At 44.0% G+C, this 23,025-nt stretch carries 32 protein-coding genes; 17 read left to right on the top strand and 15 right to left on the bottom strand.

Annotated features, from left to right (window positions below):
• Nucleotides 1-7: 7 nt before the first annotated feature.
• Together A3G19_RS03670 and A3G19_RS03665 are read right to left on the bottom strand one after the other, a co-directional pair.
• Nucleotides 8-397: a HEPN domain-containing protein gene (locus A3G19_RS03670; protein ID WP_015652972.1), complete on the bottom strand. Its 390-nt coding sequence runs from the start codon at nt 395-397 to the stop codon at nt 8-10.
• Complete coding sequence (locus A3G19_RS03665; RefSeq protein ID WP_041192380.1) at nt 384-725, bottom strand: nucleotidyltransferase domain-containing protein; 342 nt, start codon at nt 723-725, stop codon at nt 384-386. Before A3G19_RS03665 ends, A3G19_RS03670 begins: the two co-directional genes overlap by 14 nt.
• A gap of 114 nt (nt 726-839) precedes the next feature.
• Between A3G19_RS03665 and A3G19_RS03660 the strand changes: the two genes are divergently transcribed.
• Complete coding sequence (locus A3G19_RS03660; protein WP_291750923.1) at nt 840-971, top strand: hypothetical protein; 132 nt, start codon at nt 840-842, stop codon at nt 969-971.
• Nucleotides 972-984: 13 nt separating this feature from the next.
• Here A3G19_RS03660 and A3G19_RS03655 read toward each other — a convergent pair whose 3' ends face one another.
• The 7 genes from A3G19_RS03655 to A3G19_RS03625 form a co-directional block, all read right to left on the bottom strand.
• A complete protein-coding gene (locus A3G19_RS03655) occupies nt 985-1,344 on the bottom strand; it encodes a cupin domain-containing protein (RefSeq protein WP_015652974.1) in 360 nt (119 codons plus the stop codon).
• A gap of 75 nt (nt 1,345-1,419) precedes the next feature.
• A complete protein-coding gene (locus A3G19_RS03650) occupies nt 1,420-1,605 on the bottom strand; it encodes a hypothetical protein (RefSeq protein WP_015652975.1) in 186 nt (61 codons plus the stop codon).
• Nucleotides 1,606-1,735: 130 nt separating this feature from the next.
• Complete coding sequence (locus tag A3G19_RS03645) at nt 1,736-1,954, bottom strand: cold-shock protein (RefSeq protein WP_015652976.1); 219 nt, start codon at nt 1,952-1,954, stop codon at nt 1,736-1,738.
• A 190-nt stretch (nt 1,955-2,144) separates the two neighbouring features.
• Nucleotides 2,145-3,785 (bottom strand): DNA polymerase III subunit gamma/tau, encoded by a 1,641-nt coding sequence (locus tag A3G19_RS03640; protein ID WP_015652977.1) that lies wholly within the window; start codon nt 3,783-3,785, stop codon nt 2,145-2,147.
• A 57-nt stretch (nt 3,786-3,842) separates the two neighbouring features.
• Nucleotides 3,843-4,589 (bottom strand): glutamate racemase, encoded by a 747-nt coding sequence (gene murI / locus A3G19_RS03635; RefSeq protein WP_294870610.1) that lies wholly within the window; start codon nt 4,587-4,589, stop codon nt 3,843-3,845.
• A gap of 1 nt (nt 4,590) precedes the next feature.
• Nucleotides 4,591-5,916 (bottom strand): transcription termination factor Rho, encoded by a 1,326-nt coding sequence (rho, locus tag A3G19_RS03630; protein WP_015652979.1) that lies wholly within the window; start codon nt 5,914-5,916, stop codon nt 4,591-4,593.
• Between the two features lie 124 nt (nt 5,917-6,040).
• Nucleotides 6,041-6,505: a hypothetical protein gene (locus A3G19_RS03625; RefSeq protein ID WP_015652980.1), complete on the bottom strand. Its 465-nt coding sequence runs from the start codon at nt 6,503-6,505 to the stop codon at nt 6,041-6,043.
• A gap of 113 nt (nt 6,506-6,618) precedes the next feature.
• Between A3G19_RS03625 and A3G19_RS03620 the strand changes: the two genes are divergently transcribed.
• Nucleotides 6,619-7,422 (top strand): formylglycine-generating enzyme family protein, encoded by an 804-nt coding sequence (locus A3G19_RS03620; RefSeq protein ID WP_015652981.1) that lies wholly within the window; start codon nt 6,619-6,621, stop codon nt 7,420-7,422.
• A 21-nt stretch (nt 7,423-7,443) separates the two neighbouring features.
• Here the strand turns inward: A3G19_RS03620 and A3G19_RS03615 are convergent, their stop codons facing one another.
• Entirely contained in the window at nt 7,444-7,845 is a 402-nt protein-coding gene (locus A3G19_RS03615; RefSeq protein ID WP_294870608.1) for a YchJ family metal-binding protein, read from the bottom strand.
• Between the two features lie 82 nt (nt 7,846-7,927).
• Here A3G19_RS03615 and A3G19_RS03610 point away from each other — a divergent pair, with 82 nt between their 5' ends.
• The 6 genes from A3G19_RS03610 to A3G19_RS03585 are packed head-to-tail and all read left to right on the top strand — an operon-like array spanning nt 7,928 to nt 11,847.
• On the top strand, nt 7,928-8,434 hold the full coding sequence (locus A3G19_RS03610; RefSeq protein WP_294870606.1) for a hypothetical protein: 507 nt from the start codon (nt 7,928-7,930) through the stop codon (nt 8,432-8,434).
• A gap of 3 nt (nt 8,435-8,437) precedes the next feature.
• Nucleotides 8,438-8,872 carry an NfeD family protein gene (locus A3G19_RS03605; protein ID WP_015652984.1) on the top strand — a complete coding sequence of 145 codons (435 nt, stop codon included), beginning with the start codon at nt 8,438-8,440 and terminating at the stop codon, nt 8,870-8,872.
• A gap of 17 nt (nt 8,873-8,889) precedes the next feature.
• Nucleotides 8,890-9,807: an SPFH domain-containing protein gene (locus A3G19_RS03600; RefSeq protein WP_015652985.1), complete on the top strand. Its 918-nt coding sequence runs from the start codon at nt 8,890-8,892 to the stop codon at nt 9,805-9,807.
• A 53-nt stretch (nt 9,808-9,860) separates the two neighbouring features.
• Nucleotides 9,861-11,174 (top strand): DNA recombination protein RmuC, encoded by a 1,314-nt coding sequence (rmuC, locus tag A3G19_RS03595; RefSeq protein WP_294870604.1) that lies wholly within the window; start codon nt 9,861-9,863, stop codon nt 11,172-11,174.
• Between the two features lie 54 nt (nt 11,175-11,228).
• Entirely contained in the window at nt 11,229-11,522 is a 294-nt protein-coding gene (locus A3G19_RS03590; protein ID WP_294870602.1) for a nucleotidyltransferase family protein, read from the top strand.
• Nucleotides 11,515-11,847 (top strand): DUF86 domain-containing protein, encoded by a 333-nt coding sequence (locus tag A3G19_RS03585; RefSeq protein WP_294870600.1) that lies wholly within the window; start codon nt 11,515-11,517, stop codon nt 11,845-11,847. Before A3G19_RS03590 ends, A3G19_RS03585 begins: the two co-directional genes overlap by 8 nt.
• A gap of 15 nt (nt 11,848-11,862) precedes the next feature.
• Here A3G19_RS03585 and A3G19_RS03580 read toward each other — a convergent pair whose 3' ends face one another.
• Both A3G19_RS03580 and A3G19_RS03575 read right to left on the bottom strand, forming a co-directional pair.
• Entirely contained in the window at nt 11,863-12,258 is a 396-nt protein-coding gene (locus tag A3G19_RS03580; protein ID WP_294870598.1) for a DUF4431 domain-containing protein, read from the bottom strand.
• Between the two features lie 15 nt (nt 12,259-12,273).
• Nucleotides 12,274-12,822, bottom strand: coding sequence for a CDP-alcohol phosphatidyltransferase family protein (locus A3G19_RS03575; protein ID WP_294870596.1), 549 nt, complete (start codon nt 12,820-12,822; stop codon nt 12,274-12,276).
• Nucleotides 12,823-13,047: 225 nt separating this feature from the next.
• Between A3G19_RS03575 and A3G19_RS03570 the strand changes: the two genes are divergently transcribed.
• Nucleotides 13,048-14,262 carry an OprD family outer membrane porin gene (locus A3G19_RS03570; protein ID WP_294870594.1) on the top strand — a complete coding sequence of 405 codons (1,215 nt, stop codon included), beginning with the start codon at nt 13,048-13,050 and terminating at the stop codon, nt 14,260-14,262.
• A 6-nt stretch (nt 14,263-14,268) separates the two neighbouring features.
• Here A3G19_RS03570 and A3G19_RS03565 read toward each other — a convergent pair whose 3' ends face one another.
• Genes A3G19_RS03565 through A3G19_RS03555 form a run of 3 tightly spaced genes read right to left on the bottom strand, consistent with a single transcriptional unit; the run spans nt 14,269 to nt 16,628 of the window.
• A complete protein-coding gene (locus tag A3G19_RS03565; protein ID WP_294870592.1) occupies nt 14,269-15,120 on the bottom strand; it encodes an FAD:protein FMN transferase in 852 nt (283 codons plus the stop codon).
• Entirely contained in the window at nt 15,117-15,665 is a 549-nt protein-coding gene (locus A3G19_RS03560; RefSeq protein WP_015652990.1) for an FMN-binding protein, read from the bottom strand. Before A3G19_RS03560 ends, A3G19_RS03565 begins: the two co-directional genes overlap by 4 nt.
• 9 nt (nt 15,666-15,674) lie before the next feature.
• A complete protein-coding gene (locus A3G19_RS03555; RefSeq protein ID WP_015652991.1) occupies nt 15,675-16,628 on the bottom strand; it encodes a DUF6662 family protein in 954 nt (317 codons plus the stop codon).
• Between the two features lie 139 nt (nt 16,629-16,767).
• On the opposite strand from A3G19_RS03555, the gene A3G19_RS03550 reads away from it, so the two are divergent.
• From A3G19_RS03550 to A3G19_RS03515, 8 genes are all read left to right on the top strand, one after another.
• Nucleotides 16,768-17,037 (top strand): FeoA family protein, encoded by a 270-nt coding sequence (locus A3G19_RS03550; RefSeq protein WP_291750924.1) that lies wholly within the window; start codon nt 16,768-16,770, stop codon nt 17,035-17,037.
• Nucleotides 17,027-19,138 (top strand): ferrous iron transport protein B, encoded by a 2,112-nt coding sequence (feoB, locus tag A3G19_RS03545; protein ID WP_015652993.1) that lies wholly within the window; start codon nt 17,027-17,029, stop codon nt 19,136-19,138. Before A3G19_RS03550 ends, feoB begins: the two co-directional genes overlap by 11 nt.
• A gap of 34 nt (nt 19,139-19,172) precedes the next feature.
• The gene (locus A3G19_RS03540; RefSeq protein WP_015652994.1) at nt 19,173-19,835 is read left to right on the top strand and encodes a response regulator transcription factor; all 663 of its coding nucleotides are present in this window, start codon (nt 19,173-19,175) and stop codon (nt 19,833-19,835) included.
• Nucleotides 19,832-21,130 carry an ArsS family sensor histidine kinase gene (locus A3G19_RS03535; RefSeq protein WP_015652995.1) on the top strand — a complete coding sequence of 433 codons (1,299 nt, stop codon included), beginning with the start codon at nt 19,832-19,834 and terminating at the stop codon, nt 21,128-21,130. Before A3G19_RS03540 ends, A3G19_RS03535 begins: the two co-directional genes overlap by 4 nt.
• Nucleotides 21,131-21,898 carry a 5'/3'-nucleotidase SurE gene (gene surE, locus A3G19_RS03530; protein WP_294870589.1) on the top strand — a complete coding sequence of 256 codons (768 nt, stop codon included), beginning with the start codon at nt 21,131-21,133 and terminating at the stop codon, nt 21,896-21,898.
• Nucleotides 21,895-22,533, top strand: a complete 639-nt coding sequence (locus tag A3G19_RS03525) for a tRNA threonylcarbamoyladenosine dehydratase (RefSeq protein WP_294870587.1) — start codon at nt 21,895-21,897, stop codon at nt 22,531-22,533. The genes surE and A3G19_RS03525 overlap by 4 nt, the downstream gene beginning before the upstream one ends.
• A 40-nt stretch (nt 22,534-22,573) precedes the next feature.
• Nucleotides 22,574-22,792 carry a hypothetical protein gene (locus tag A3G19_RS03520; RefSeq protein WP_015652998.1) on the top strand — a complete coding sequence of 73 codons (219 nt, stop codon included), beginning with the start codon at nt 22,574-22,576 and terminating at the stop codon, nt 22,790-22,792.
• On the top strand, nt 22,779-23,025 hold a 247-nt coding region (locus A3G19_RS03515), incomplete at its 3' end, for a type II toxin-antitoxin system RelE/ParE family toxin (RefSeq protein WP_294870585.1). The genes A3G19_RS03520 and A3G19_RS03515, both read left to right, overlap by 14 nt.

Genomic DNA, 23,025 nt, shown 5'->3' with positions numbered 1-23,025 from the left:
TCGTCTCTCATTGTCCGATTTTTTGTTTTGTTTGTAGGTAGATTGTTTTAGCAAATTCGTAAAACTCTTTTGCCTCTTCGACGGTTGGTTTACCGTTAGGCATCAATCCAAAATCTCCGGGATAGCGGGATTCGATATAGAGTTCATCGAGAGTATGAAAGAGATCGGTATCGTCGCATACCAATTCTGATTTGTTGAGATCGAAGAGTTTATTGAGCGAATGGATCTTAGGGATATTCTCACCGTTTTCTTCCATAAGTGCTTTAAAAGTTTTTTCGATGGCTTGCTGAGAATGGAATGCGACGAGATGGGTTAGATGAGGTTGCGAAAGGATTTGTTCGATAACGTCGAGATCATCAGAAGCAGCTTGGAGCCATGCTTGGCTAAGCCGATTCATAGAGCTTGATACCTTTGGTCGTGATCTCTCTCGAAAAAGAGCTATTGAGGGCGATAAATTCTCGGTGCATTGCTTTGGTATGAACGATCAAATCGGTGGGATGTGCACGCACAATACTCTCTAACGCTTTCGCAACTTTGAGATAAATTTGGTTTTTTTCGCCCCAATTTTGAGGGATAAACTCATCGTCGGTAACAACATACAAATCAATATCACTGTTTTCGGTCGGTTCACCATACGCATAGCTTCCAAATAGGACTATTTGCATGGGATTGAGCGGAGTGAGTTGGTAGATGATTTGATCTTTTAGTATGTTGTTTAACTTCATGGGAAGATTATAACAGATTTTTGATTTCTCTCGCTTTGGCATAATTTATATAAACGGTATGTGAACCGTAAAAGCGTTATAATTCCGTATCTATTTACAATTTCAGGAGAATCAATGATTCGTTTTACAATGCTTTCAATCATCACCATTTTAATGTTGAGCGGGTGCACGGCTAAAGAATTTAGCGATGGTGTCAGTGATGGTGTGGATGATGTTAAGCGTGTAATTCGCGGGACCAATAACTAATCCCGCATCCTCTTTAGCACGCCAATACTTCGATAATGTCTACACCCTTAGGTACGAGACACAAAAAACTATACGTGTCATCTCCGAGGGTCTCATAACTGTGCGCTACCCCAGCAGGGATCAGCAACACATCTCCCGCTCCCGCTTCAATCGTTTTATCTCCGATCACTACACGTGCGCGACCGCTTAGGACGTACTGTTCATGTTCAACACTGTTGGTATGCAGAGGCATATGACCTCCTGCGGCGATGGTAAAGTTACGCATGGCAAATGTGGGGGATTCATCGGGTGAGAGGAGCATTTTCATACTTACCCCTTTGCCCGCTTTTTGGGGAGTTGCTTCGATGGTGTCGATGTGTTTGTGTAAGAACATAAGTGCCTCGTAATGGTTGATTACGTAAGGGTATCGTAGAATTGTTTTAGGGGAGTTAAAAAAAAGAACCTCCGCTTACGCGCGAAGGTTTAACCATGATGGAGGATTGTCGAAACTGAGTTCACTTTCGTGCCAGTCGGTCTTTTCGCCGTTACGTGCGTGCAGTTGTCCGCCGATAAGGGTGTACTGCAATCCTGTGACGTTGCTGGTAAGCTTTTTACCTTCTTTTAATGCTTCTAAAACGGCTTCTTTGCTTTCCATGGGTGTTCCTTTTAAATCGGCTCGGAAAAACACCTATCAGTGTCTTAGTAAAATGATTTAGTAGATGGGCTTTGTTTGGATTAATGATATCAGTTAATAGTGGGCAGAAAAATCTGCCCGGAGGAAGAAGTTACAGTGCAGTAACGTTTTCTGCTTGTGGACCTTTTTCACCTTGACCTACAGTGTAAGTCACTTTTTGACCTTCGTCAAGAGAAACACGGCCATAACCAGTGCTGTTGATTTGACGGAAATGTACGAATACATCTTTCCCGCCGTTATCTTGTTGGATAAATCCAAAACCTTTTTCGCTGTTGAACCATTTAACTGTTCCGTTTAGTACTTCTGCCATAATAGACCCTTTTTGTTGTTATACACTTCGTTGCCGAGGTGGTCGAAAATATAAAGTGGAGTATTCTTATGGTAGATCGTACTGTTAACTAAAAGGTCTTCAATAAAAAGCAAACCAAAGATGAAACTCTAAATCATCTTTCTATAGAGAGTATTGTAGCTGAAAAAAAACTTAATAGCAAGGAAAAATGTTAAACTTTAGATTGGACGGTGATTTTCGTCGCTTCGAAGAGTTCTGCCGCTTTTTGGATCATTGGCTCTTTGAGTACATCACTGCCGTCAAACTCTTTGACACTGCTCTCATCGCATTGACTGACACAGCTTCCAACCCCTATTTCGGCATCTTCAACCATCGAAGCGGGCTCGGGGAAATTCTCTTCACTCTGGGTATCAACGCTAATAGGTGTCTCAGCTTCAGGAGGTGGTGGAGGGGCGAGTTCTTCCGAAGTTTTAGTACACCCCTGAGATTTGATCTGTGTATCGATACCGTAGATCTCTCTTACAAATTGGCGGATGATTCCAAAACTGTTTTTGAGAAGTTCTTTATCCTCACCCTCTGCACAGCTTTCCCATGTAAGGGTATCATTGTCGAAGGATAGGAATGTAACATTGTTCTTAAAACAGATTCCAAGCTCGGCACTTCGGTCACTGATCCGCTCACACAGTTGCTCGTAAGGGGATTTTACCGCAGGCGGTGTCGGGGTGACGTGGATGGTCGGTGCTTCACTCACACTTACGGCAACCGAAGCTTTTGCAGGTGCGTGGGATACGCGCGATTCGAGAGATTCAATCATCTCATCGATCTCTTTGATCTTGAGGGCTTCGATCATTTTAAAGAGGACAAGGCTCACGACAAATCCGCCGTCTGCGTTGATCGCGAAAAGGGTTTTTGCATCGCTGAGGATTCGGAAAAAACGTTCGATCACGAGGGGGCTGAAACGGTGATCCCCCTCATACAAACGCTCTTTGAGGTAAGCGATCAGTTCATCGATCACCATTTCTGACTCATACGCTTCGAGTTCTTGGAGCATTTGTATCAATGTCGTGCGGTCTTTGGCGAAAATGGCATCAAAAAGACGGCTGATATAATCGGGATCGAGAAGCCCCAGCATATCGGCAATGGTTTTGACATCCACAAACCCTTTGGAGTAGATGATTGCCTGATCCATGAGGGTAAGGGTATCGCGTAGGCTTCCTGAACCGCTGCGCGCCAAAATATCGAGGGCTTCGGCTTGGTACTCGATATTCTCCAAATGGAGGATGTGGCTGAGATGGTGGACGATGTTCGGGTGGCTGATCCGTTTGAACCGAAAATGCTGTGTACGGCTCAAAATGGTCGGCGGAAGTTTGAGCGGATCGGTGGTTGCCAAAATGAATTTGACGTATTCCGGCGGCTCTTCGAGGGTTTTGAGGAGGGCATTGTGCGCCTCTTTGGTGAGCATGTGCACTTCATCAATGATAAAAATCTTGACCTTGGCGCTGGCAGGACGGTATTTGGTATGTTCGATCAGATCGCGGATATCATCGATTTTACGGCTGGAAGCGGCGTCCATCTCGATGATGTCGATATGACGACCCTCGTTTGCCATCACACAGTGGCTGCACACGTCACACGGAGCCGAAGTCGGGCCGTTCTCACAAATGAGTGATTTAGCAAAAATCCGTGCGGTAGAAGTTTTACCCGATCCGCGTAAACCTGAGAACAGATAGGCGTGAGAGAGCCGCCCCGAATCGAGGGCCAGAGAGAGGGTTTGGGAAATACTCTCTTGCCCGATGAGCTCTTCGAAACGTCGAGGACGGTATTTGAGTGCAAGTACTTCGGATGTGCCCAATTGAGACCTCTTTGCTTTTGAGTAAGTGAGTTTACCGTGGTTACGATAAATTTTAGATTACAGTGACAGCCACTCTTTGGCAACGCGGCGAAGCCCTTCGGGATTTTCGGAGGCAAAAAATTTGAGGCTGGTTTCCTCAAATCGTTTCGTAAAATCGTAATGGCTCTCTAAATATTCGACGATCGCTTCACCCGAGTGGATAAGGGTGCTTTTCCCTTCGAAATAGTTGTTAATCGCAGTAGCAACAAGTGGAAAATGGGTGCATCCAAGGATAACCGCATCGGGTCTTTTGTCTAATAAACCGAAATAATGATGCAATGCGCTTTGGAGTACTTCCCCCTCATAGAGTCCTTCTTCGACGATAGGAACCAGTAACGAAGTCGCAATAGCGCTGAGATTTTGGTATCCGAGCTTACGAAGACCTTTTTCATAGGCTCCCGATTTGACGGTCGCTTTGGTGCCGAGAATCAGAATATTGGCATCGGTTGAGGGGATGGCGTTTTTGAGTGCCAACACTCCCGGATCGACCACTCCGATTACGTCACAGTCACTGTGCTCTCTCATCTCATCAAGGGCATAAGCACTGACGGTATTACATGCAGTGATCAACAGATCGATTTCAAAGTTTTTGAAAAATTCGAGGGCTTCGAGAGAGTAGCGGATGATAGTGTTTTGATCTTTGACGCCGTAGGGGACGCGGGCAGTATCGCCGAAGTAGATAATCTCTTCAAAGAGTTTATGCTCCAACAACGATTTGACGACGCTTAATCCTCCGACACCGCTATCAAAGACGCCGACTCTCATCTTATTTGCTTGACTCGTTCATACTATCAAGAAACTCGATATTCGATTTACTTTTGAGCATGGTGTTGTAGAGGAAGCGGAGTGCTTCGACTTCGTCCTCTTGTTTATGCAGCATCGAACGAAGTACGAATACTTTTTGCAGCACATCCGGCCCGAGGAGGAGTTCTTCTTTACGGGTTCCCGATTTGAGAATATCGATAGCCGGGAAGATACGGCGATCGGAGATTTTACGGCTGAGGACGATCTCGGAGTTACCGGTCCCTTTGAACTCTTCGAAAATGACTTCATCCATACGGCTTCCCGTTTCGACGAGGGCAGTTGCAATAATGGTCAAACTTCCGCCGTTTTCGATGTTACGCGCCGCACCGAAGAATCGTTTCGGTTTATGGAGTGCATTAGCATCCACCCCTCCCGAGAGAACTTTTCCTGAACTCGGAGTAACGGTATTGTACGCACGGGCAAGACGGGTGATCGAGTCAAGGAGGATAACCACGTCTTTGCCAAGCTCAACGCGTCTTTTTGCACGCTCGATCACCATTTCGGCTACTTTGACGTGATTTTTTGCCGGTTCGTCGAACGTTGAGCTGTAGACTTCCCCTTTGACGGAGCGCTCCATGTCGGTAACTTCTTCGGGACGTTCATCGACGAGGAGAACCATGAGCTCGATTTCAGGATGATTGTTCGTCACCCCATGTGCGATCTCTTTCATGAGCTCTGTTTTACCGGAACGTGGAGGTGCAACGATGAGTCCGCGCTGTCCTTTACCGATAGGGGCAAAAAGGTCCATCATACGACCGGTAAGTTTGGTCGGCTGATATTCGAGTTTAATTTGCTCTAATGCATAAAGAGGTGTAAGGTTTTCAAAGAGTGGACGTTTTTTAGACTCTTCGGGAGGGAGGTAGTTGATCGCTTCGACTTTGAGGAGGGCATAGTAGCGCTCTTGGTCTTTCGGTGCACGAACCTGCCCGGTAACGATATCCCCGTTACGAAGAGCAAAACGGCGGATTTGAGTGCTGGAAACATAAGCATCGTGCATCGAGTCGCTGAAGCTTTGGTCTACCGCACGCAAGAAGCCGTAGCCGTCTTGCATAATCTCCAAAATACCGGTGAAGAGAATGAATCCACCCTGTTGAACTTGGGTTTTAAGAATTTCAAAAATCAAATCTTGGCGTTTGAGTTCGTTGGGGTCTTCGATGTTCAATGACGCGGCAATCTCGAGGAGATCTTCGAGTTTTTTAGTACGTAGGGCTTCAATGGTAAAGCCGTCAACCGGTATGTGGGTACGGTTTTTCGAGTTATTTCGAGGAGTTTTTGCGGTATCGCTCATGCGTGGAATGCCTTAAAGTGTGTGGATTTAATCGGCGAGTTTTAGGTGAGATGTCATTGACAGGTCATTGTTTTGTTCCGACATTATAAACTATAGCGAAGCAGGTTGTCAAGAAAGGGAATATTTAGTACGGATAAAGTTTAAGATTGAGTTTGAGAGCGATCATGCTCCCTTGTGTCATAAAGTCGAGAATAAAATATTTATGGCGATAATACAGCATCGGCATAAAAGCAATACCGGTATTGTCTTTTCCTTCAGTACATTCGACCGATTTGAGCCCATCGAAGCAGTAACCGTGTTGATATCCGATGACTCCGTAGATACCAAAGGAATCTATCAGATCGTATCGATAGCCGATTGCTGTAATATCGGTTGTTTTGTTACGGGAGTTGGTAAAATGAAGATAGGCCAAGGTGTAGTGCTGATCGTATAGGAGTTCTGCCCCGAAAGCATGATGATTTTCATTATATTTTCCTCCATTTTCAGTACTGCCGAAATGGTGCGATATCATTCCTGGCGTTGCGTAGAGATCAATATCTTTTGCAGACAATGAAGAGAGTAGCAAGAGTATAGAAAAAAAGAGTTTCATGCAGAAGATTTTATCTCAAAAGGGTCAAAATAGTAAGCATCGGATCAAGATGTGAACGCTTTTTGCTACACTGATTTTCAGAAGTGTAATAAACATATTTGAAAAGGTTCATTTTGCTCGATTTTTTAAAAAAGAAAACTGAAGAAACTGTCGTGGTCAAAGCCGTAGAGACTCCCAGAGATTTTACGAATTCGATCGGGATGGAGTTTCTCTACATCGACGGCGGAGAGTTTACGATGGGTCGTAATCCGCAGTATAACGAGGGGGGAGATGTCGAATCTCCTGAGCATCCCGTCAAGCTGAGCGGATTTTGGATTGCGAAATACCCGGTAACTCAAGAACAATATTTTAAACTCACCCGCGTTAATCCTGCATTTTTTAAAAATGATAAAGTTGAAGAGGAGAGCTCCCGCCGTCATCCGGTGGAACAGGTGAGCTGGTTTGATGCAAAGGCATACGTAGAGCTGCTGAACCGTTACGAGGGAAAAACCCGTTTTTATGCTTTGCCAACCGAAGCTCAGTGGGAATACGTCGTAAAAGCGGGAGGCAATACCCGTTTTACCTTCGGTGATTCCGAAGCGATGCTTGATGATCACGCTATCTATGAATACAGTTCCAACGGGCGAACCGCTACGGTAGAGTGTAAAACACCGAATCGATTAGGGATTTATGGGCTGCTGGGGAATGTATGGGAGTGGTGCGAGGACGATTTTTTCGCCAACTATAACGGTGCTCCGAGGGATGGAAGCCCCCGTATCGGCGGGGCTGAGAGTGAATCGTTCAAAGTACGTCGCGGGGGAAGCTACAAAACGGGTTATTTGTGTCTTCGAAGTTCGTTCCGAGGTTATTCCCGCCCCGATTTTGTCTCCAATGACATCGGATTTCGATTGGTGATCAATGGGGACCCGTTTAAATGATCTGATGCCATAGCGCGCTGATTAGTCTTCAAATTTTCCGCTCTCATAGAGCCATTTCCCCTCTATTTTTAAAAAGCGGCTTTTCTCTTTTAAAATGCCGCTATCCAACATCGCTTCAAATGTTACAAATGCTTCACCCTCTCCATCAAGAAACTTTGTAATTTTTAAGCCTAAAAAGCGGGTGTTTTCCGAAAAGTGCATAATGCTTTGTTTCCAGTTCACTTTATCATCACTAAAGTCTATATTATCAGGATGGGTCGTTGCCATGATGTATTCGGCTAAACCCAGTCCAAAGGCACTGTAGCGTGAACGCATCAATTTTTCTGCATTAGAGGGGAGTATCCCTTTGTGGTAAGGTTGGCAGCATTGTTTGTATTTTTTACCGCTGTGACAGGGGCAGAGGGTATTGGATGATATTTTCATGTAAAGTTCGTTTTTTTTAGTTTATTATAGCGTAAGTATTGAAGTTGTATGCTATGTTCCGATTTATAAATAAAGGGAATGTATGGAAGATATAAATTCGCTGATTCGAGAAAAACTTCGAGCTTTTCGGATGATTCATTTTATGATGATGATGGGTAGTTTTACGTATGGAGTTGTTATTGTCTTTATCCATTTGTATGCGCCAATTCCCCCTGCTATTAACGATGCTTCGACATTGACGACAGTAACTTATGGGATATTTGCGTACGCTTTGATTGCAGTGGGGATTGTTCGATACATGCGTCAAAAGTTGTTGTCATCAGATAACATATTTAAAAAATCGAAAGATGCAAAGAACCCAGATCAACCGTCTTTTTTTTCTAATTATCTTTCCACACTCTTTATATTATGGAGTTTATGTGAAGCTATCACTATCGGAGGGATAATTTTGTATCTTTCAAGCGGACAATTGGAAACCCCTTTGGTGCTTATTAGTTTTGGTATTTTTCTAAAATTGATGAACGGTCCTAAGTTTGAAGAGTTAACGGCACTGGAAAAACGCTATGCCGCTATCAAAGTGCAGGGGTAGAGGATGTCGTATTATCTTTGGCTGATTTTAGGTGTTTTGGCATTTGTGGTTGAGATGACAATCCCTACCTTCTTTGCGCTGTTTGCGGGAGTAGGTTTTTTAGCGGCAGCGGCAGTGTCGTTTTTTCTCCCGGAATCGCTCTTTTGGCAGTTGATTATCGCTTCGGTATTTATGATTATCGGAGCGGTAGTGTTTAAAAAGCGGGGTATGGGGGATGATACTCAGGATGCGGTAGGAACCCATAATGAGTTTGTCGGGATCAAGGGTGTGGCCTTGAGTATCATTTCACCGCACCAAGAGGGGGAAGTAGAACTGTATGAACCGGTGATCGGAGGGCGTCATTGGCCTGCAGTGAGTGCTGAGGGCACGATTGAACCCAACGCCGAGATTCGGATTGTAAAATTGAACGGTAATACGCTCATTGTCGAAAAAATTTAAATCAAAGGATTCATAGTATGGATGCAACGCTTCTTTTTCCGTTAGTATTAATGGTCGCGGTGGTGTATACACTGTCGCAAATGGTACGTATCGTTCCCCAAGGGGAAGAGTGGGTCGTCGAGCGGTTGGGCAAATATCATACCACCCTTTTACCGGGGTTGCATTTGCTGATTCCGATTGTGGATATTGTCGCGTATAAAATCGTCACCAAAGAGCTGATCCAGCAAACGCGCGAACAAGAGGTGATCACCAAAGACAATGCCGTTGTTATTATCAGTGCGGTCGTCTTTTACCGTGTTACCGATCCGGGTAAAGCGTCGTATTCGATCAGCAATTTTGAGAGTGCCGTTGCCAATATGACCACAACGACGCTGCGTGCGGTGATCGGAGGGATGACGCTCAATGAATCGCTCTCCCAACGTGATGTGATCAAAGCCGAAGTTGCGGGCAAGATCCGCGATTCGCTCAGCGGATGGGGTTTGACATTGGGTAATTTGGAAGTTCAGGATATTCGCCCGAGTCAAAATCTCCAAGAGGCGATGGAGCGTCAAGCGGCGGCAGATCGTGAACGTGAAGCGGCTATTTTGATCGCGGACGGTCAGAAACGAGCTGCTATCGCTCAAGCAGAGGGGTTAAAACAATCCGTTATTTTACAAGCAGAAGGGAGACTCGAAGCAGCGAAACTTGAAGCTCAGGCAAAAGTAGAACTGGCCGAAGGGGATCGCAAATCGATGGTTGTTGTGGCACAGGGATTTGCAGCGGGAGAGGCTTCTCCACACTATCTGTTGGCACAGCGTTATATTGACAGTGTGAAAAATTTGAGTGAATCAGCAAACTCAAAAGTCGTCTTTATGCCCGCAGATTGGCAGCAAAGTCTCGCTGGGGCAGTCGGATCGTTAGGATATTTAGGTACAGCTCTGGGTGAGAAAAAATAGGGCAATTTGCCATTTTTTTTACCTCTTAGGAGTGATGGGTTATAATCACTCTTATGATATATGAAATAACTACACTTATAGGCTTTAGTGCTGCCGGAACACTCATGTGGATGTGGAATCAATCCCGTCAACACTACGCACTCCTCGAAGCGCGTGCATTACAGATCCAAGAACTGTATGCACAAGAACAGAGCCTCAAAGGCAAACTCCAAGCAGAGTTAGAGAATAGCCAGAGAGAGTACCACGCATTAGAACGCGATTACGCGGTGCTCCATACCCGCCACGAAGAGTCCTCACGCTCATTTGAAGAGAAGCTTCGCCTCCTCGATGAAGCAAAACTGCAAATGAAAGCTCAGTTCGAACATCTTGCCACACAGATTTTTGAACAAAAAGCGAAAACCTTTGATGAAGCCCATACCAAAGGACTTGATCTCCTCCTCAAACCGTTCCGTGAGCAGATTACCCAGTTTGCAACGCAGAGCAAAGAGCAGTTTATTCACGATGCAAAAGAGCGTCAAAGTATCAAAGACGAAATACTCCGTCTGAAAACCCTCAATGAACGGCTCAGCCAAGATGCGATCAATCTCACCCAAGCACTCAAGGGAGAGAATAAAACGCAGGGGAACTGGGGCGAGATCGTGTTGGAGCGGATTTTAGAAGAATCAGGTTTACGTGAGGGGCATGAGTACGATATCCAAAGCACCCTCAGCGATGAAGAGGGGAAAAAATTTCGTCCCGATGTGATCGTCCATCTCCCGCAGAACAAAGATATCATCATCGATTCAAAAGTCTCCCTCGTCGCGTATGATGCCTTTATCCGTGCCGAAAACGACGAAGATCGCGCTCATGCACTGAAACAGCACCTTCTCTCGATCCATGCTCATATCAAAGGATTAAGCTCCAAACGCTATGAACAACTCAGCGGGGTACGCACCCTCGATTTTGTCCTCCTCTTTATGCCGATCGAGGGGGCATTCCTTCTGGCACTTGAGCAGGATAACACCTTCTTTAAAACGGCGTATGAACAAAACATCGTTGTTGTTTCTCCATCGACCCTTCTCGTGACATTGCGCACCATCGAGCACATTTGGCGAAGCGAATACCAAGAGCGTAATGCCAAAGCGATTGCCGAATCCGCCGAAGCTCTCTATGAAAAACTGGTAGCGTTTGTGGAGGATATGGAGAAGATCGGTGAGCAGATCGGACGTACTCAAAAAAGCTATGAGGGTGCGATGAACAAACTTTCAACCGGAAAAGGGAATCTGATCCGTCGCGTCGAGTCGATGCGGAAACTGGGATTGAAACCGAAGAAGATGCTTCCGTCCTCGGTAGTGGATAATGAAGAAGATGAGAGTGATGAAAGTTGAGTTATAATATTCTCACTATTTACGAATAATAGATAAAAATGGGGAACCATAGAGATGACATCAAAACTTCATATCCTTTCTTTTTTGTCCGATCACAAAGAGTCACTAAAACAAAATTTCGGTGTAACTCAGATTGGTTTATTCGGCAGTTATGCACGTGGTGATGCGAATGAAGAGAGTGATGTCGATATTGCCGTAGAGATTGATGCCCCTAATAAATTTAGAAGTTTTTTTGGATTGAAACAGTATCTCGAAACCAATCTATACCCTAAAATCGATTTGGGAATCGAAAGCACCCTTAAGCCTATCGCAAAAGAGTTTGTCCAGAAAGAGATTATCTATGTCTAAGCGAGATCACCGTCTTTATGTCGATGATATATTAGAATCTGTTCGAGCGGTTGAAAGTTATGTGGAGGGGATTGATTTTGATACGTTTATCAATGATCGAAAAACATACAGTGCAACGCTTCGGGAATATATCGTTATAGGAGAAGCGATTAGTGCGATTATCGATCTTTTAGAAGAACGCTTTCCTGATTATGAATGGCGGATGGTAAAAGATTTTCGTAATTTTATCGTCCATGAATATTTTGGGGTTGATCCTAGGATCGTATGGGATTTGACGATTCAAGAATTACCAATATTGAAAGAAAAACTTTTATTATTGAATTGAAAATGAATTATATTTCTAATGGCAGAAAGCCTCAGAAAGAAGAACTTTTGTATGGTGATGACCTGTGATAGCAGAAAATAAGTTGCCCTTACACGTAATTGATTTTCCGATAAAAGGACGTAGGCTGTTGTAGGTAGATTGACCAGTAAGTACCAACTGAACATCAGTTACCGAGTCAAAGTTTTCTTGGAGTTCTCCTCCTCCTTTGCCATCTGAAACACATTTTGGTAGAGGTAGCTTTAATAGAAAAGATGTTTCCGCCATATCTCCAGACACAACACTCTCATAATTTGGAGCGCCAGGAAATGTTTGGCGATAAAGTGTTCCTTTGATTTCTGTATTTTTATAACTTATACATTGATCTGCAATCGCTGCGAATGACATAAAGACCAAAAGATAGATAATGTTCATACTATTTTTGCTCTCTTATAGATGCGGAATCTTCACTTTTGAATTAAGCAACGCCCCAATAATGATCATGAGGGCAAGCACCCCCATCCATCCGATAAACCCTGACCCAAGCCATACTAGCCACAGCAAAATCGCCCCCAGCGGTGTTGGAACTCCTGTAAAATGTTTGGCTACCTCTCCCGCATCGGCGTTAATATTAAACTGGATAAGACGGCGAAGACCGCTGATAACATAGTAGATCGAAGCGATTGAGGTAATAATGAGAGGAATGCCTGAGAGGTGAGTATAGACCCCTTGGAAGATAAAGAAGGTGGGTACGAGAACGAAGCTGAGGAAATCGGCAAAAGAGTCGAGCTGAATTCCGAATTCGTTCGATAGACCGAATTTACGGGCAATTTTCCCGTCAATGATGTCAAATGCGCCCCCCATCCATGCCAAAATGACGGCAATCATAAACTGATCTTGTGTAATGAAATAGGTTGCTAATAACCCGCAGGTAATATTGGCCATCGTAACGAGATTGGCTAAATTGAAGTGACTGGTAGAACGCCATAGAAATTGCATTAATGCTCCGTTTTCATATTACTGTACTTTTTTGACATTATAACGAAATCGAAAAAGGTATAGATGATAATAAAACATGTTATCATTACCTGGTTGTGGCTAAAAATCAGTTTGGTCCTGATATTTTATAAGAATGTAAAAATATAATATTTTTTTTATATCGAAAAGTTATACTTCTGTTAAAAGTGAATGTAAATTCATTTGGTACAAATATGTAGGATACAAATGAAGAAAACTGTTATGATGAGTTTAGTAGCAGTTGCTGTACTAAATAGTGCGAGTATCGACGAAGCGTTTGGTGAGGGAAAGGGAAGCGGACAGATTCGTGCTGCGTATGTAAATCAGGATAATGCGGTGGATACCGATACCTACGGAACTTCTATCGGAGGTATATTGAAATATGAAACGGCGGCATGGTATGAGATTAAGCTCGGTGTCGCCGCATATGTGTCTCAAAAGCTCCATTTTGCAACCGGTAATGATGCTAGACTCAATCCGGATTTTTTTGATACTGAAGGGAAATCATTTGCATATGTAGGTGAAGCATATATCGATTACAGCACGAATGATCTAAACCTCCGTGTCGGACGTCAATTGATCGATACGCCGTTAGCCGATTCCGATGATATCCGTATGCACCCCAATAGCTTTGAAGCAGCGATGGCAACTTACAGGGGAATCGAGGGGACAACTTTGGTCGGCGGATACATGATACGTTGGGCAGGATACGATGCTCCGCAAGGGCATAATGACAGTATCAGCGAGTTTCAAAAATTTGGATCCAATCATCAAAGTGACGGTGCATCCGTTATCGGTATTTTGAACGAAAGCATTGAGAATCTTACCCTACAAGGGTGGTTCTATCATCGGAATAAACTTTCAAAGGCTTTCTATACCGATGCGATCTATGCTATCCCTATGAATGAGACTCTGGGGGTCGAATTAGTCGGACAATTTGCAAATTTTTCCGAAGAAAATAATAGTGGTTTGGACGGCAATGTGTACGGTATCGGAGCAAGTGTTAATGTCGGAATGGTGAGTGTGGGTGCAGCGTATAACAAAGTATCAAATTATGAAGGTAACTTTATAGGCAACGGCTTCGGCGGCGGACCATACCTCACCTCAATGGAAGAGATGACGATTGACGGATTTGAGGACGTCAAAGCGTATCAGTTCAGTGCAAAATTCGATATGGCAAATGCCGGAATTGAGGGATTGATGTTGAGCGCACTGTATGGAAATTTCAAAAGTGCTCCGGCAGATATGAAAGTCAAAGAGATCGATCTCATCGCCACCTATGAAGTGAGCAAAGGGTTAAATGCCGAAGTAAGCTATGCAATGATTGATGATAAAAATAAGAATACGGCTGTGGATGAGTTCGACCTCACCTATGATGGCGGATATGAGCGTTTTCTTGTTCGTCTCAGCTATAACTTCTAAAGAGCATTAGGAGACTTTGGAATCAAAGACGTTGAGGATTTTTTGTTCTTCATCATAACGCAGGAGGAAGACTCGCGCATTGTAATGAGAGAGTAATGGATGTGAATTGTGCGGGTCAATTAAAAATACCTTGGTGAGTGAGTCGGCAATCATGCATGTAGGTGCCAAGATAGTGACACTCTCATAGCTATTGATACATTGAGAGCGATGGGGGTGAACGATAGGTAACGACTCATTGGTTCGGGAATAATATCCGGCAGAGGTAGCGGCGGCATTATTGTGTAATAACTCACCTAAATAGATCGTTTGAGTGGGTGTAATGGGATGTCGGACGATAAGAGACTCAGGAGTGCTTCCAAAAACACGTAAATCTCCCCCCGCGTTGACACTGCCATACGTGATACCGTATTCACGTAGTACTTGGATGGCGCAATCGACGGCATATCCTTTCGCAATTCCACCTAAATCGATACATACTCGTTTGGTCAGCAGAATAGATGAATCTTCCCCTAGGACGATATCGCTCCACTTTCCATCATACATCAGATAATCTTTTTGTGGTAAAAAACCTTTTTGTGCGAGGGTATTACCAACTGTGACGTCAAAAATACCGTTGCTATGACGAGAGAGTTCTTGTGCAAAAGAGAGAACCCTATAGGTATGAGGATGAATAGTTAAAGGGGTATTGGGGGAGAGTGCATTGATGCGAGAAACGTCTGATTCATGGTTAAAAAAGCTCAAGACTGATTCGATAAAAGCAATGCCCTCGAATGCTTTATCTAGGCACTCCGGAGCGCTGTTCATTGGAACAGATATTTCGACAAACGTCCCCAAAAGGGGGCGAGAACGTTGTTTCATTTGAATTTAACTTCCATCGTGGCGAGTACGCGGCGGACACCGTTGGTGACATTTTTACATGAGAGGGTTGCACTGCTGATATTACGAATATCACCGTTTAGTTTGAGTGAGTCTTTGTGTGTTTTGCCAATGAATTGGGCACGCCATTGGATTTCACGAATTTGTTCACCATAACTCTCTTTGAAATCAAGTACCTCAATTCCTTTGACCTTGTTACTCATATCAAGTGCTATTGAATACGTAATAAGTTCATGCTTTCCGATTACTTTGTCAAGGATAAACCAGCCGATTTGATGACCGTTTTGTTCCACTTTCCAAATTTTTTGTTTGGGATCACGTACACGCACTTTGCTCATTTGTTCCACTTGATCGATTTCACTATCAAGCAAAACAATATCAGAGGGGACAAAGGTAGTGGCTTGCGGAAAAAATGATTTTTGCGATTCCGAATAGGTCGGATATTGAAAACTAAAATCTTTGGCATAGATTGCCGGTACTGCACTCAATATGAGTGCAGGGGTTAATAGCCACGTATTGGTATTCATGATCTCCTCCTAGAAATTAAATCCGACTTTAAAATAATACTTGTCTTTAGTACGCTCAATGAGATGTAAATTGGCATCATCTTGTTCATCATATGCCTCTCCCCCACCGTTGAGTTCGCGTAAATAGGAAAGTGTCATCCACCATTTTTGTGAGCCATAGTGTAATGAGGGACCGGCATAATGGCTGTAACGTTCGATACCCACTTCGGTTTCGCTCTCGTTTTCATAGACATATTCAGCTCCGATAAACCAATTGTCCATAAAGCGATACGAAATTCCGGTGGAAGCCATAATCCCGATTTCCATTTCAGGATGGGTTGGCCAATCATACACTGCTCCGCTGTTAGCGGTTGCTTCAGTCTCAGTTTCATAGAATCCTTTGGAATTAAGATGATTCCATTGACTGGTAGGGAGTGCTTTTCGTTGCGCGCGTGTAGTTTCTAACCCAAGATTTCCAAGCCAAATGAGTTGTCCGTCGAGAAAATATTTTTGAGCTAACAGTTTAAGCTCAAAGGTATCGACAGTTTTGTCTTGACCCGAATGGGGATCTTTTGAGAGGTGGCGATAGGAAAAATAATTAGAGAGTCCAAAATCATCTCCCGCAGCACTGAGATAATTATATTTTCCTGACACCTCAAATCCTGAAAACTCAAAACCGCCGGAATGATCACCGGGGATATAGCCATCGACGATAATTCCCTCAGTTTTGACCGACTGACCTAAAATATAGCCTGCAATGGTAAATTTATCGGTTACACCGTATTCAAGCTCTGTTTTGGAATAGAGGGCTTTATAGCTTCCCGATCCTTTATCACCATGATGTTCAAAATGTTGAACAAAATCGATAGCACCTGTAGGGAGCGGTTCAGAGGATTTCGTAAATCCCAGCAGATTTTCATCAGCAAAGAGCGGAGAGAGAAGAACACTTGCACATAAGCAAGATAGAAACAGTTTTTGATTCATAGGGTACTCCTGATGTAAATATATTGATAATCTATATCAATTGTATTTGTCGAAGTATAGAGTAAATCAAAGGTAAATGTCAATAGTGATAAGCATTATTGTTTAATATTTGAGAATGATTGTCAATAAACATGTTATAATGTCGCAAAAAATTGGTAATACAATGGATAACAACTCAATGACTCTTTTAAGTGCATGCGTTCGAGGCGGGTCATGCAAGGTGATAAAAATCAATGCTACCGGAGCTCTCAAACAGCGCCTCATCTCATTTGGTCTGATGAAAGGTGCCGAGGTAAAAATGCTTGAATGCGGGATGACTAAAAGCACGTTTGAGATTAAAATCGGGAATGTCAATATTGCATTGCGCCGCGAAGAAGCCGAGTTGATCGAGGTGTCCGATGTCCGTTAAAAAAATTACCGTAGCTCTTGTCGGGCAGCCTAACGTCGGCAAAAGTATGTTGATTAACTCGATCGGCAATGCGAGGCTGCATGTCGGAAACTTTACCGGGGTAACGGTTGAGAAAACCGTAGTCACATTTGAACACGGCGGGTATGAATTCAGCGTCGTTGACCTCCCCGGAACGTATGCCTTTACCGATTATTCGATTGAAGAGAGAGTAACTCACGATTATCTATGTAATGAGTCGTACGATCTAATCATCAATGTCCTTGATTCGACCAATATGGAAAAAAATCTTCAACTTACCGCCGAACTTATGACGATGAGCAAAAAAATGGTGATAGCTCTGAATATGTCCGATGAAGCGGATAAAGAGGGGATCGATATCAACGCACCCTACCTCTCACAGCTATTGGGGATTCCGTGTATTCGGGTTTCTGCGGCGGCTAAAACAGGTTTGGAAGCGCTTATGAAAGCGGTAATAAAAACCCATGAGGCCTCATATCAAGAGCAAAAACTGATCTTTAGCGAAGCCGTCGAAGAAGAGATCGATATGATCGCCGATTACCTTGATAAACATAAGTTCAAAGCGTCAATCTCCAACCGTAATATTGCAATCAACCTTTTGCAAAAAGAGAAAAAAACCTATCGTGTATTGCATGACAATCCGATTTGGACAGAATTGCAGCCGATGCTGATCGAAGCAGACCGTCACGTATTGCTTCACCACGATACGGATGATATGAAAGAGGCATTGGCGGAAGAATATTTCTCGTTTAACCGTGGTATCATCGCTGAAGCGGTAAAAGTTAAACCAAAAACACCGTTGAAGAAAACAACAACGGAGAAGATTGATTCGGTATTGATTCATCCGATATTCGGTATTCCGATTTTTCTCTTTTTCATGTGGTCGTTATTTCAGCTCACTTTTGAAATCGGTTCCATTCCGATGGATTGGATCGATGCCTTTTTCGGATGGTTCGGAGAGGTTGTAGGCGCTACAATCGGGAATAATGAAATTCGTTCTCTCATTGTAGACGGTGTCATCGCGGGGGTAGGGGCAGTTGTCCTTTTCGTCCCGAATATCGTGATCCTTTTTGTCGGGATCGCCCTGCTCGAATCAACGGGGTATATGTCACGGGTTGCTTTTTTGCTGGACGGGTTTTTCCACAAATTTGGTCTGCACGGACAGTCTTTTATCCCTCTTGTATCGGGATTCGGATGTTCGATTCCGGCGTATATGTCGGCACGGATTCTTAAAAATGACCGTGATCGCCTTTTGACCCTTTTTGTCATCGGATTTATGAGCTGCGGCGCACGTCTCCCCGTCTATGTCCTTTTTACAGGAGCTTTTTTTGCCCCTGAAATGGCGGGAAATATCCTTTTTGGAATTTATATTCTTGGCGCGATGATCGGGTTGGTTGTGGCAAAAATCTTGAAAGTAACGGCATTCAAAGGGATTGATGAACCGTTCGTTATGGAGATGCCAAAATACCGTCTCCCCTCCGTAAAACTGATCTGGCATACGGTCGTAACGAAGACGATGATGTATCTGAAAAAAGCGGGGACCTTTATTGCCGCTGCATCATTGCTCGTATGGTTTCTCAGTACCTATCCGAAAGACGCTTCTCTAAACGCTTTATTTGGAGTGAAAATTGAGGCCGCAGTATCGGAAAATGAAGTGAAAACTCTCGAAAATCAGCTTGCTGAAGCGCAGCTTTCGCAGAGCTTTTTGGGTCAAATCGGTCATGCTATCGAGCCGGTATTTGCACCTTTGGGATTTGATTGGAAAATGGCGGTAGCATTACAGACGGGGCTTGCGGCCAAAGAGGTTGTTGTTTCAACGATGGGGGTTCTCTATTCACTCGGAAGCGATGCGACCGAAGCGGATCACTCTCTCATCTCTACGATCAGTTCTCAGATGCCTTTTGCATCCGCAGTGGCGTTTATCATTGTTATCATGACGTATCTTCCCTGTTTGGCAGCGTCGGTTGTCTTTACCCGTGAGGCGGGAGGAATCAAATATTTCGGCTATTTATTTCTCTTTACGAGTATCGTGGCCTATTCGCTGGCATTTGTCGCCTATCATTTGACATTGTGGTTGAGTTAGGTAATCATTAACCACTCTTTGTTACAATATCAGTATGAGTAAAATATTAATGATAGAAGACGATCTCGAGCTTGCCGAGATCCTCACCGAATTTTTAGAACAGTATGATTTCCAAGTCACGACGGAAGATGATCCGTTTAAAGCGCTCAGCATTCTCAAATTGGAAAAATTTGATGCAGTGATCCTCGATTTGACTCTGCCGGGTATGGATGGATTGGAAGTATGCGAAGCGATCCGTGCACGTCAAAATATCCCTATCATCATCTCCTCAGCCCGTTCAGATGTGACCGATAAGATCAATGCCCTCGAACTCGGAGCCGATGATTATCTCCCAAAACCCTACGATCCGCGAGAGCTTGAAGCCCGTATCCATTCGGTGTTACGCCGATATGACGCTGCATCCGTAGCCGCATCTGAGATTGCATGTGATTTTAAACTCAACGAATCCGCGATGCAGATCAGCTACAAAGGGCGTCCTCTTGAACTGACAAACGCTGAATACGGGATTCTCGCCCATATGATTAAAAAACAGGGGATGGTGGTGTCGCGCGAAGATTTAATTCATAATGTTTCAGCGATCAACGAAGACTCTTCGAACAAAAGTATTGATGTCATGATGGGGCGTATTCGAAATAAACTCGGGGATAAAGCTCTGATTGAATCGATCCGTGGCATCGGCTACAAACTGTTAAAATGATTAAAAATAATGCGGTTCTTGCAACCGTAGCCTTTGCACTCGTTGTAACTGTATCGAGTGTCAGCTACACCTTTTATCAGCTTTATCAGATCAATCGCACCAAACATATCGATAACATTTTCACCAAACACTCTCTTATCAGTCAAATCTATCACACCTATATTATTAAGCAAATTTCAGAGCCGATGTTTGAGGCTAATTTGGCGTTGTATGATCTCGAAGAGATCAGTGATGAAGGGGTATATGAGACGATCATCCGTCAAGGGAAAATTCTCAAAAGTGACGGGAACGGGGATGAAGTGATGGAAGAGTATACCCTTTCAGACGCTCCATTTGAAACCCATTTAGCCGAGCAGGTGATTACCTCGATGATCGAGTATCGAGGTAATATCTATTTTTGGGTTGAATCGTCTCGTCACAGTGTCCTTCTTCTGGATCGGGACATTGAACCCTACCATCCGGTCAATTTGATCTCAGCCTATGGAACATTGATGCTTGTTTTGATGGTTTCATTTGCCCTTATTATTTATCGTTTGCGTCCGCTGCGTCGTTTACGCAAACAGATTGCCCGTTTCGGGGAAGGGGACATGGGGGTACGATTTCGTATCGACGGGAGTGATGAGATTGCGTTGATTGCGAATGAACTCGATACCACCCAAAACAAAATCCGCTCGCTGATCGAATCGCGCACCCTCTTTTTACGTAACATCATGCATGAACTTAAAACCCCGATTGCCAAGGGGCGGATTGTGGCAACCATGCTCAGCGATGAAAAACAGCAAGCAAGGTTTGAAGGTATTTTTGAGCGGCTGGAGTCTTTGATCGGTGAATTTGCACTGATTGAAGAGATTACATCGGGGAATCAGTATCATGAGAAAAAAGAGTATCGTCTGGTCGATATCATTGACGGTGCCGTCGATTCGGCAATGGTTGATTATGATTCGGTGAGCTGTAACGTTGATACGTCGATCAAAATGGAGGTTGATTATCGCTTGTTTGTCACTGCGGTGAAAAATTTGATCGACAACGCAATCAAATACTCTCCCGACAAAAGAATGGAGATAACGGTAGAAGGAGGAGAGATTCTCTTTAGTAATTTGGGCGAACCGCTGAAAAAACCGCTTAGCTACTACATCGAACCTTTTACCAAAGATCACCCGACGAAAGACAGTTTCGGGTTGGGCCTTTACATTGTTGACGCAATTTTAAAAGAGCATGGATACGTGTTGGCATATGAACGGCGTGGGGATCGTAATTGCTTTATTTTTGTTCCGCTAAAATCTAAAAGGAAATAGATGAAAAAAATTTTGATCACGAATGATGATGGATACGAATCGGCAGGGCTTTTGGCTCTTATCGAAGCATTGGATGGGTTAGGTCAGATTACCGTTGTTGCCCCCTCAACGGAGAAATCGGCATGCGGACATTCGCTGACACTTACGCGACCGCTCAGCTTTATCAGTGTCGGGGATGATTTTTATAAACTCGATGACGGAACTCCGAGTGACTGCGTCTACCTTGCGCTGCATTCGCTTTTCGAAGAGTCCAAACCCGATTTACTCATTAGCGGGATTAACAAAGGCTCCAACATGGGTGAGGATATCACCTACTCTGGAACTGCGGCGGCGGCGATGGAAGCGGTTTTGCACGATGTCCCTGCTATTGCAATATCACAAGTAATGGATTTTACTCAACCCGTCGGTGATTTTGCATTGGCCAAACAAGCGATCCGTCATCTTGCCGAGAAAATTTTGACAGGGGATTTTCCGTTGAACGAGCGAGAGTTTTTAAATGTCAATATTCCCCACGATGTCGAAGAATTGGAATTTGCCGTCACCTATGCGGGATATCGCTACTACGCCAATGATGCCCACCTGCACCGTAATCCTAGAGGGATGGAATACTACTGGCTCGGGCTTCATCCTTTGGAGTATAAACCGCGTGAAAAGCGGAGTACACTTTGTGATTTCGAAGCGATTGAAGCGGGAAAAGTCTCTCTTACCCCGATCAAACTCGATATGAGTGCCTATAAGTCGATGCAGCAATTACGAGAGTGGCTATGAGACATACCCGCACGAAGCTAGTATTCGGAGAAGAGACGCACGCAAAACTTCAAAACGCTAACATCCTTCTACTCGGTGTCGGCGGTGTCGGGAGTTTTTGTCTTGATTGTCTTTACCGCTCTGGAGTACGCCATATCACGATCGTCGATTTCGACCGCTACGATGTGACAAACCAAAACCGTCAGATGCACTCGGAAAACCACGAGGGGGAACTGAAAGTCGAAGCGCTCAAAACGCACTATCCCGAAGTGATTGCCATCAGCGATAAGATCACCCCCGAATGGGTTGAGGCGTTCGATTTTAGCTCCTTTGATCTGATCCTTGATGCAATTGATGATATGCGCGCTAAACTCGCACTCATCCAAAAATGCTACCCTAAACTCATCTCCTCCGTCGGTTCGGCTAAACGGCTTGATCCGACCAAAATCGAAGTACGTTCCATCTGGAAAACCGAAGGAGACCCCTTCGCCTCTAAACTTCGTAATGAGCTTCGTAAACGTAAATTTAAAGGCGATTTCAGCTGTATCTGCTCCTCAGAACTCCCCCGTATCAAAGAAAAAGGGAGTTTCGTCGCCGTAACAGGATCATTTGGGCTTGCTATGTGTTCGTTAGCACTTCGAAGAATCGGGTATTGATTTATGCTACAATAATCTAAAATAATGCAAAGGAGTTATGATGTTATCAATACAGCTCAATAACCCTGAACTAGAGAGCTTTATCCAAAACGAGTATCATGGTGATGAAAACAGCCTTATGAACCAGTTTGTAGAGTTTTTGCGTTTTCAAAAGATCAAAAGTGAAGTCAAAACATCGATTGAAGAACTCGATCGTGATGAATTCATAGGGATTGATGAAGCGTTTGAGATGGCTACGGCAAAGTATGCGAAACATTAAAACGGTCGTATTCTCTAAAAAAGCCACCTATCGATTAACCAAAATCACCGATTTCATCTATATTCAAACTCAATCCGAATCTATGACTCTCGCTTATATGTCGAGATTAAAAGAGTACATTCGTGATATTCTAATCCATTTTCCAGAATCGGGACGCAAATGTGAAGAGTATGGCAAAGGGATACGAAAACTTGTGTACCAAGGGTATTCGATTCTCTATCGACTTAATGAGC

Origin of the sequence: Sulfuricurvum sp. RIFCSPLOWO2_12_FULL_43_24 (assembly GCF_001829605.1) — a bacterium.
In the GTDB taxonomy this organism is placed as follows: domain Bacteria; phylum Campylobacterota; class Campylobacteria; order Campylobacterales; family Sulfurimonadaceae; genus Sulfuricurvum.
Note: the sequence above shows the minus strand (reverse complement) of the source record. Positions and strands in the feature narration are given on the sequence as shown.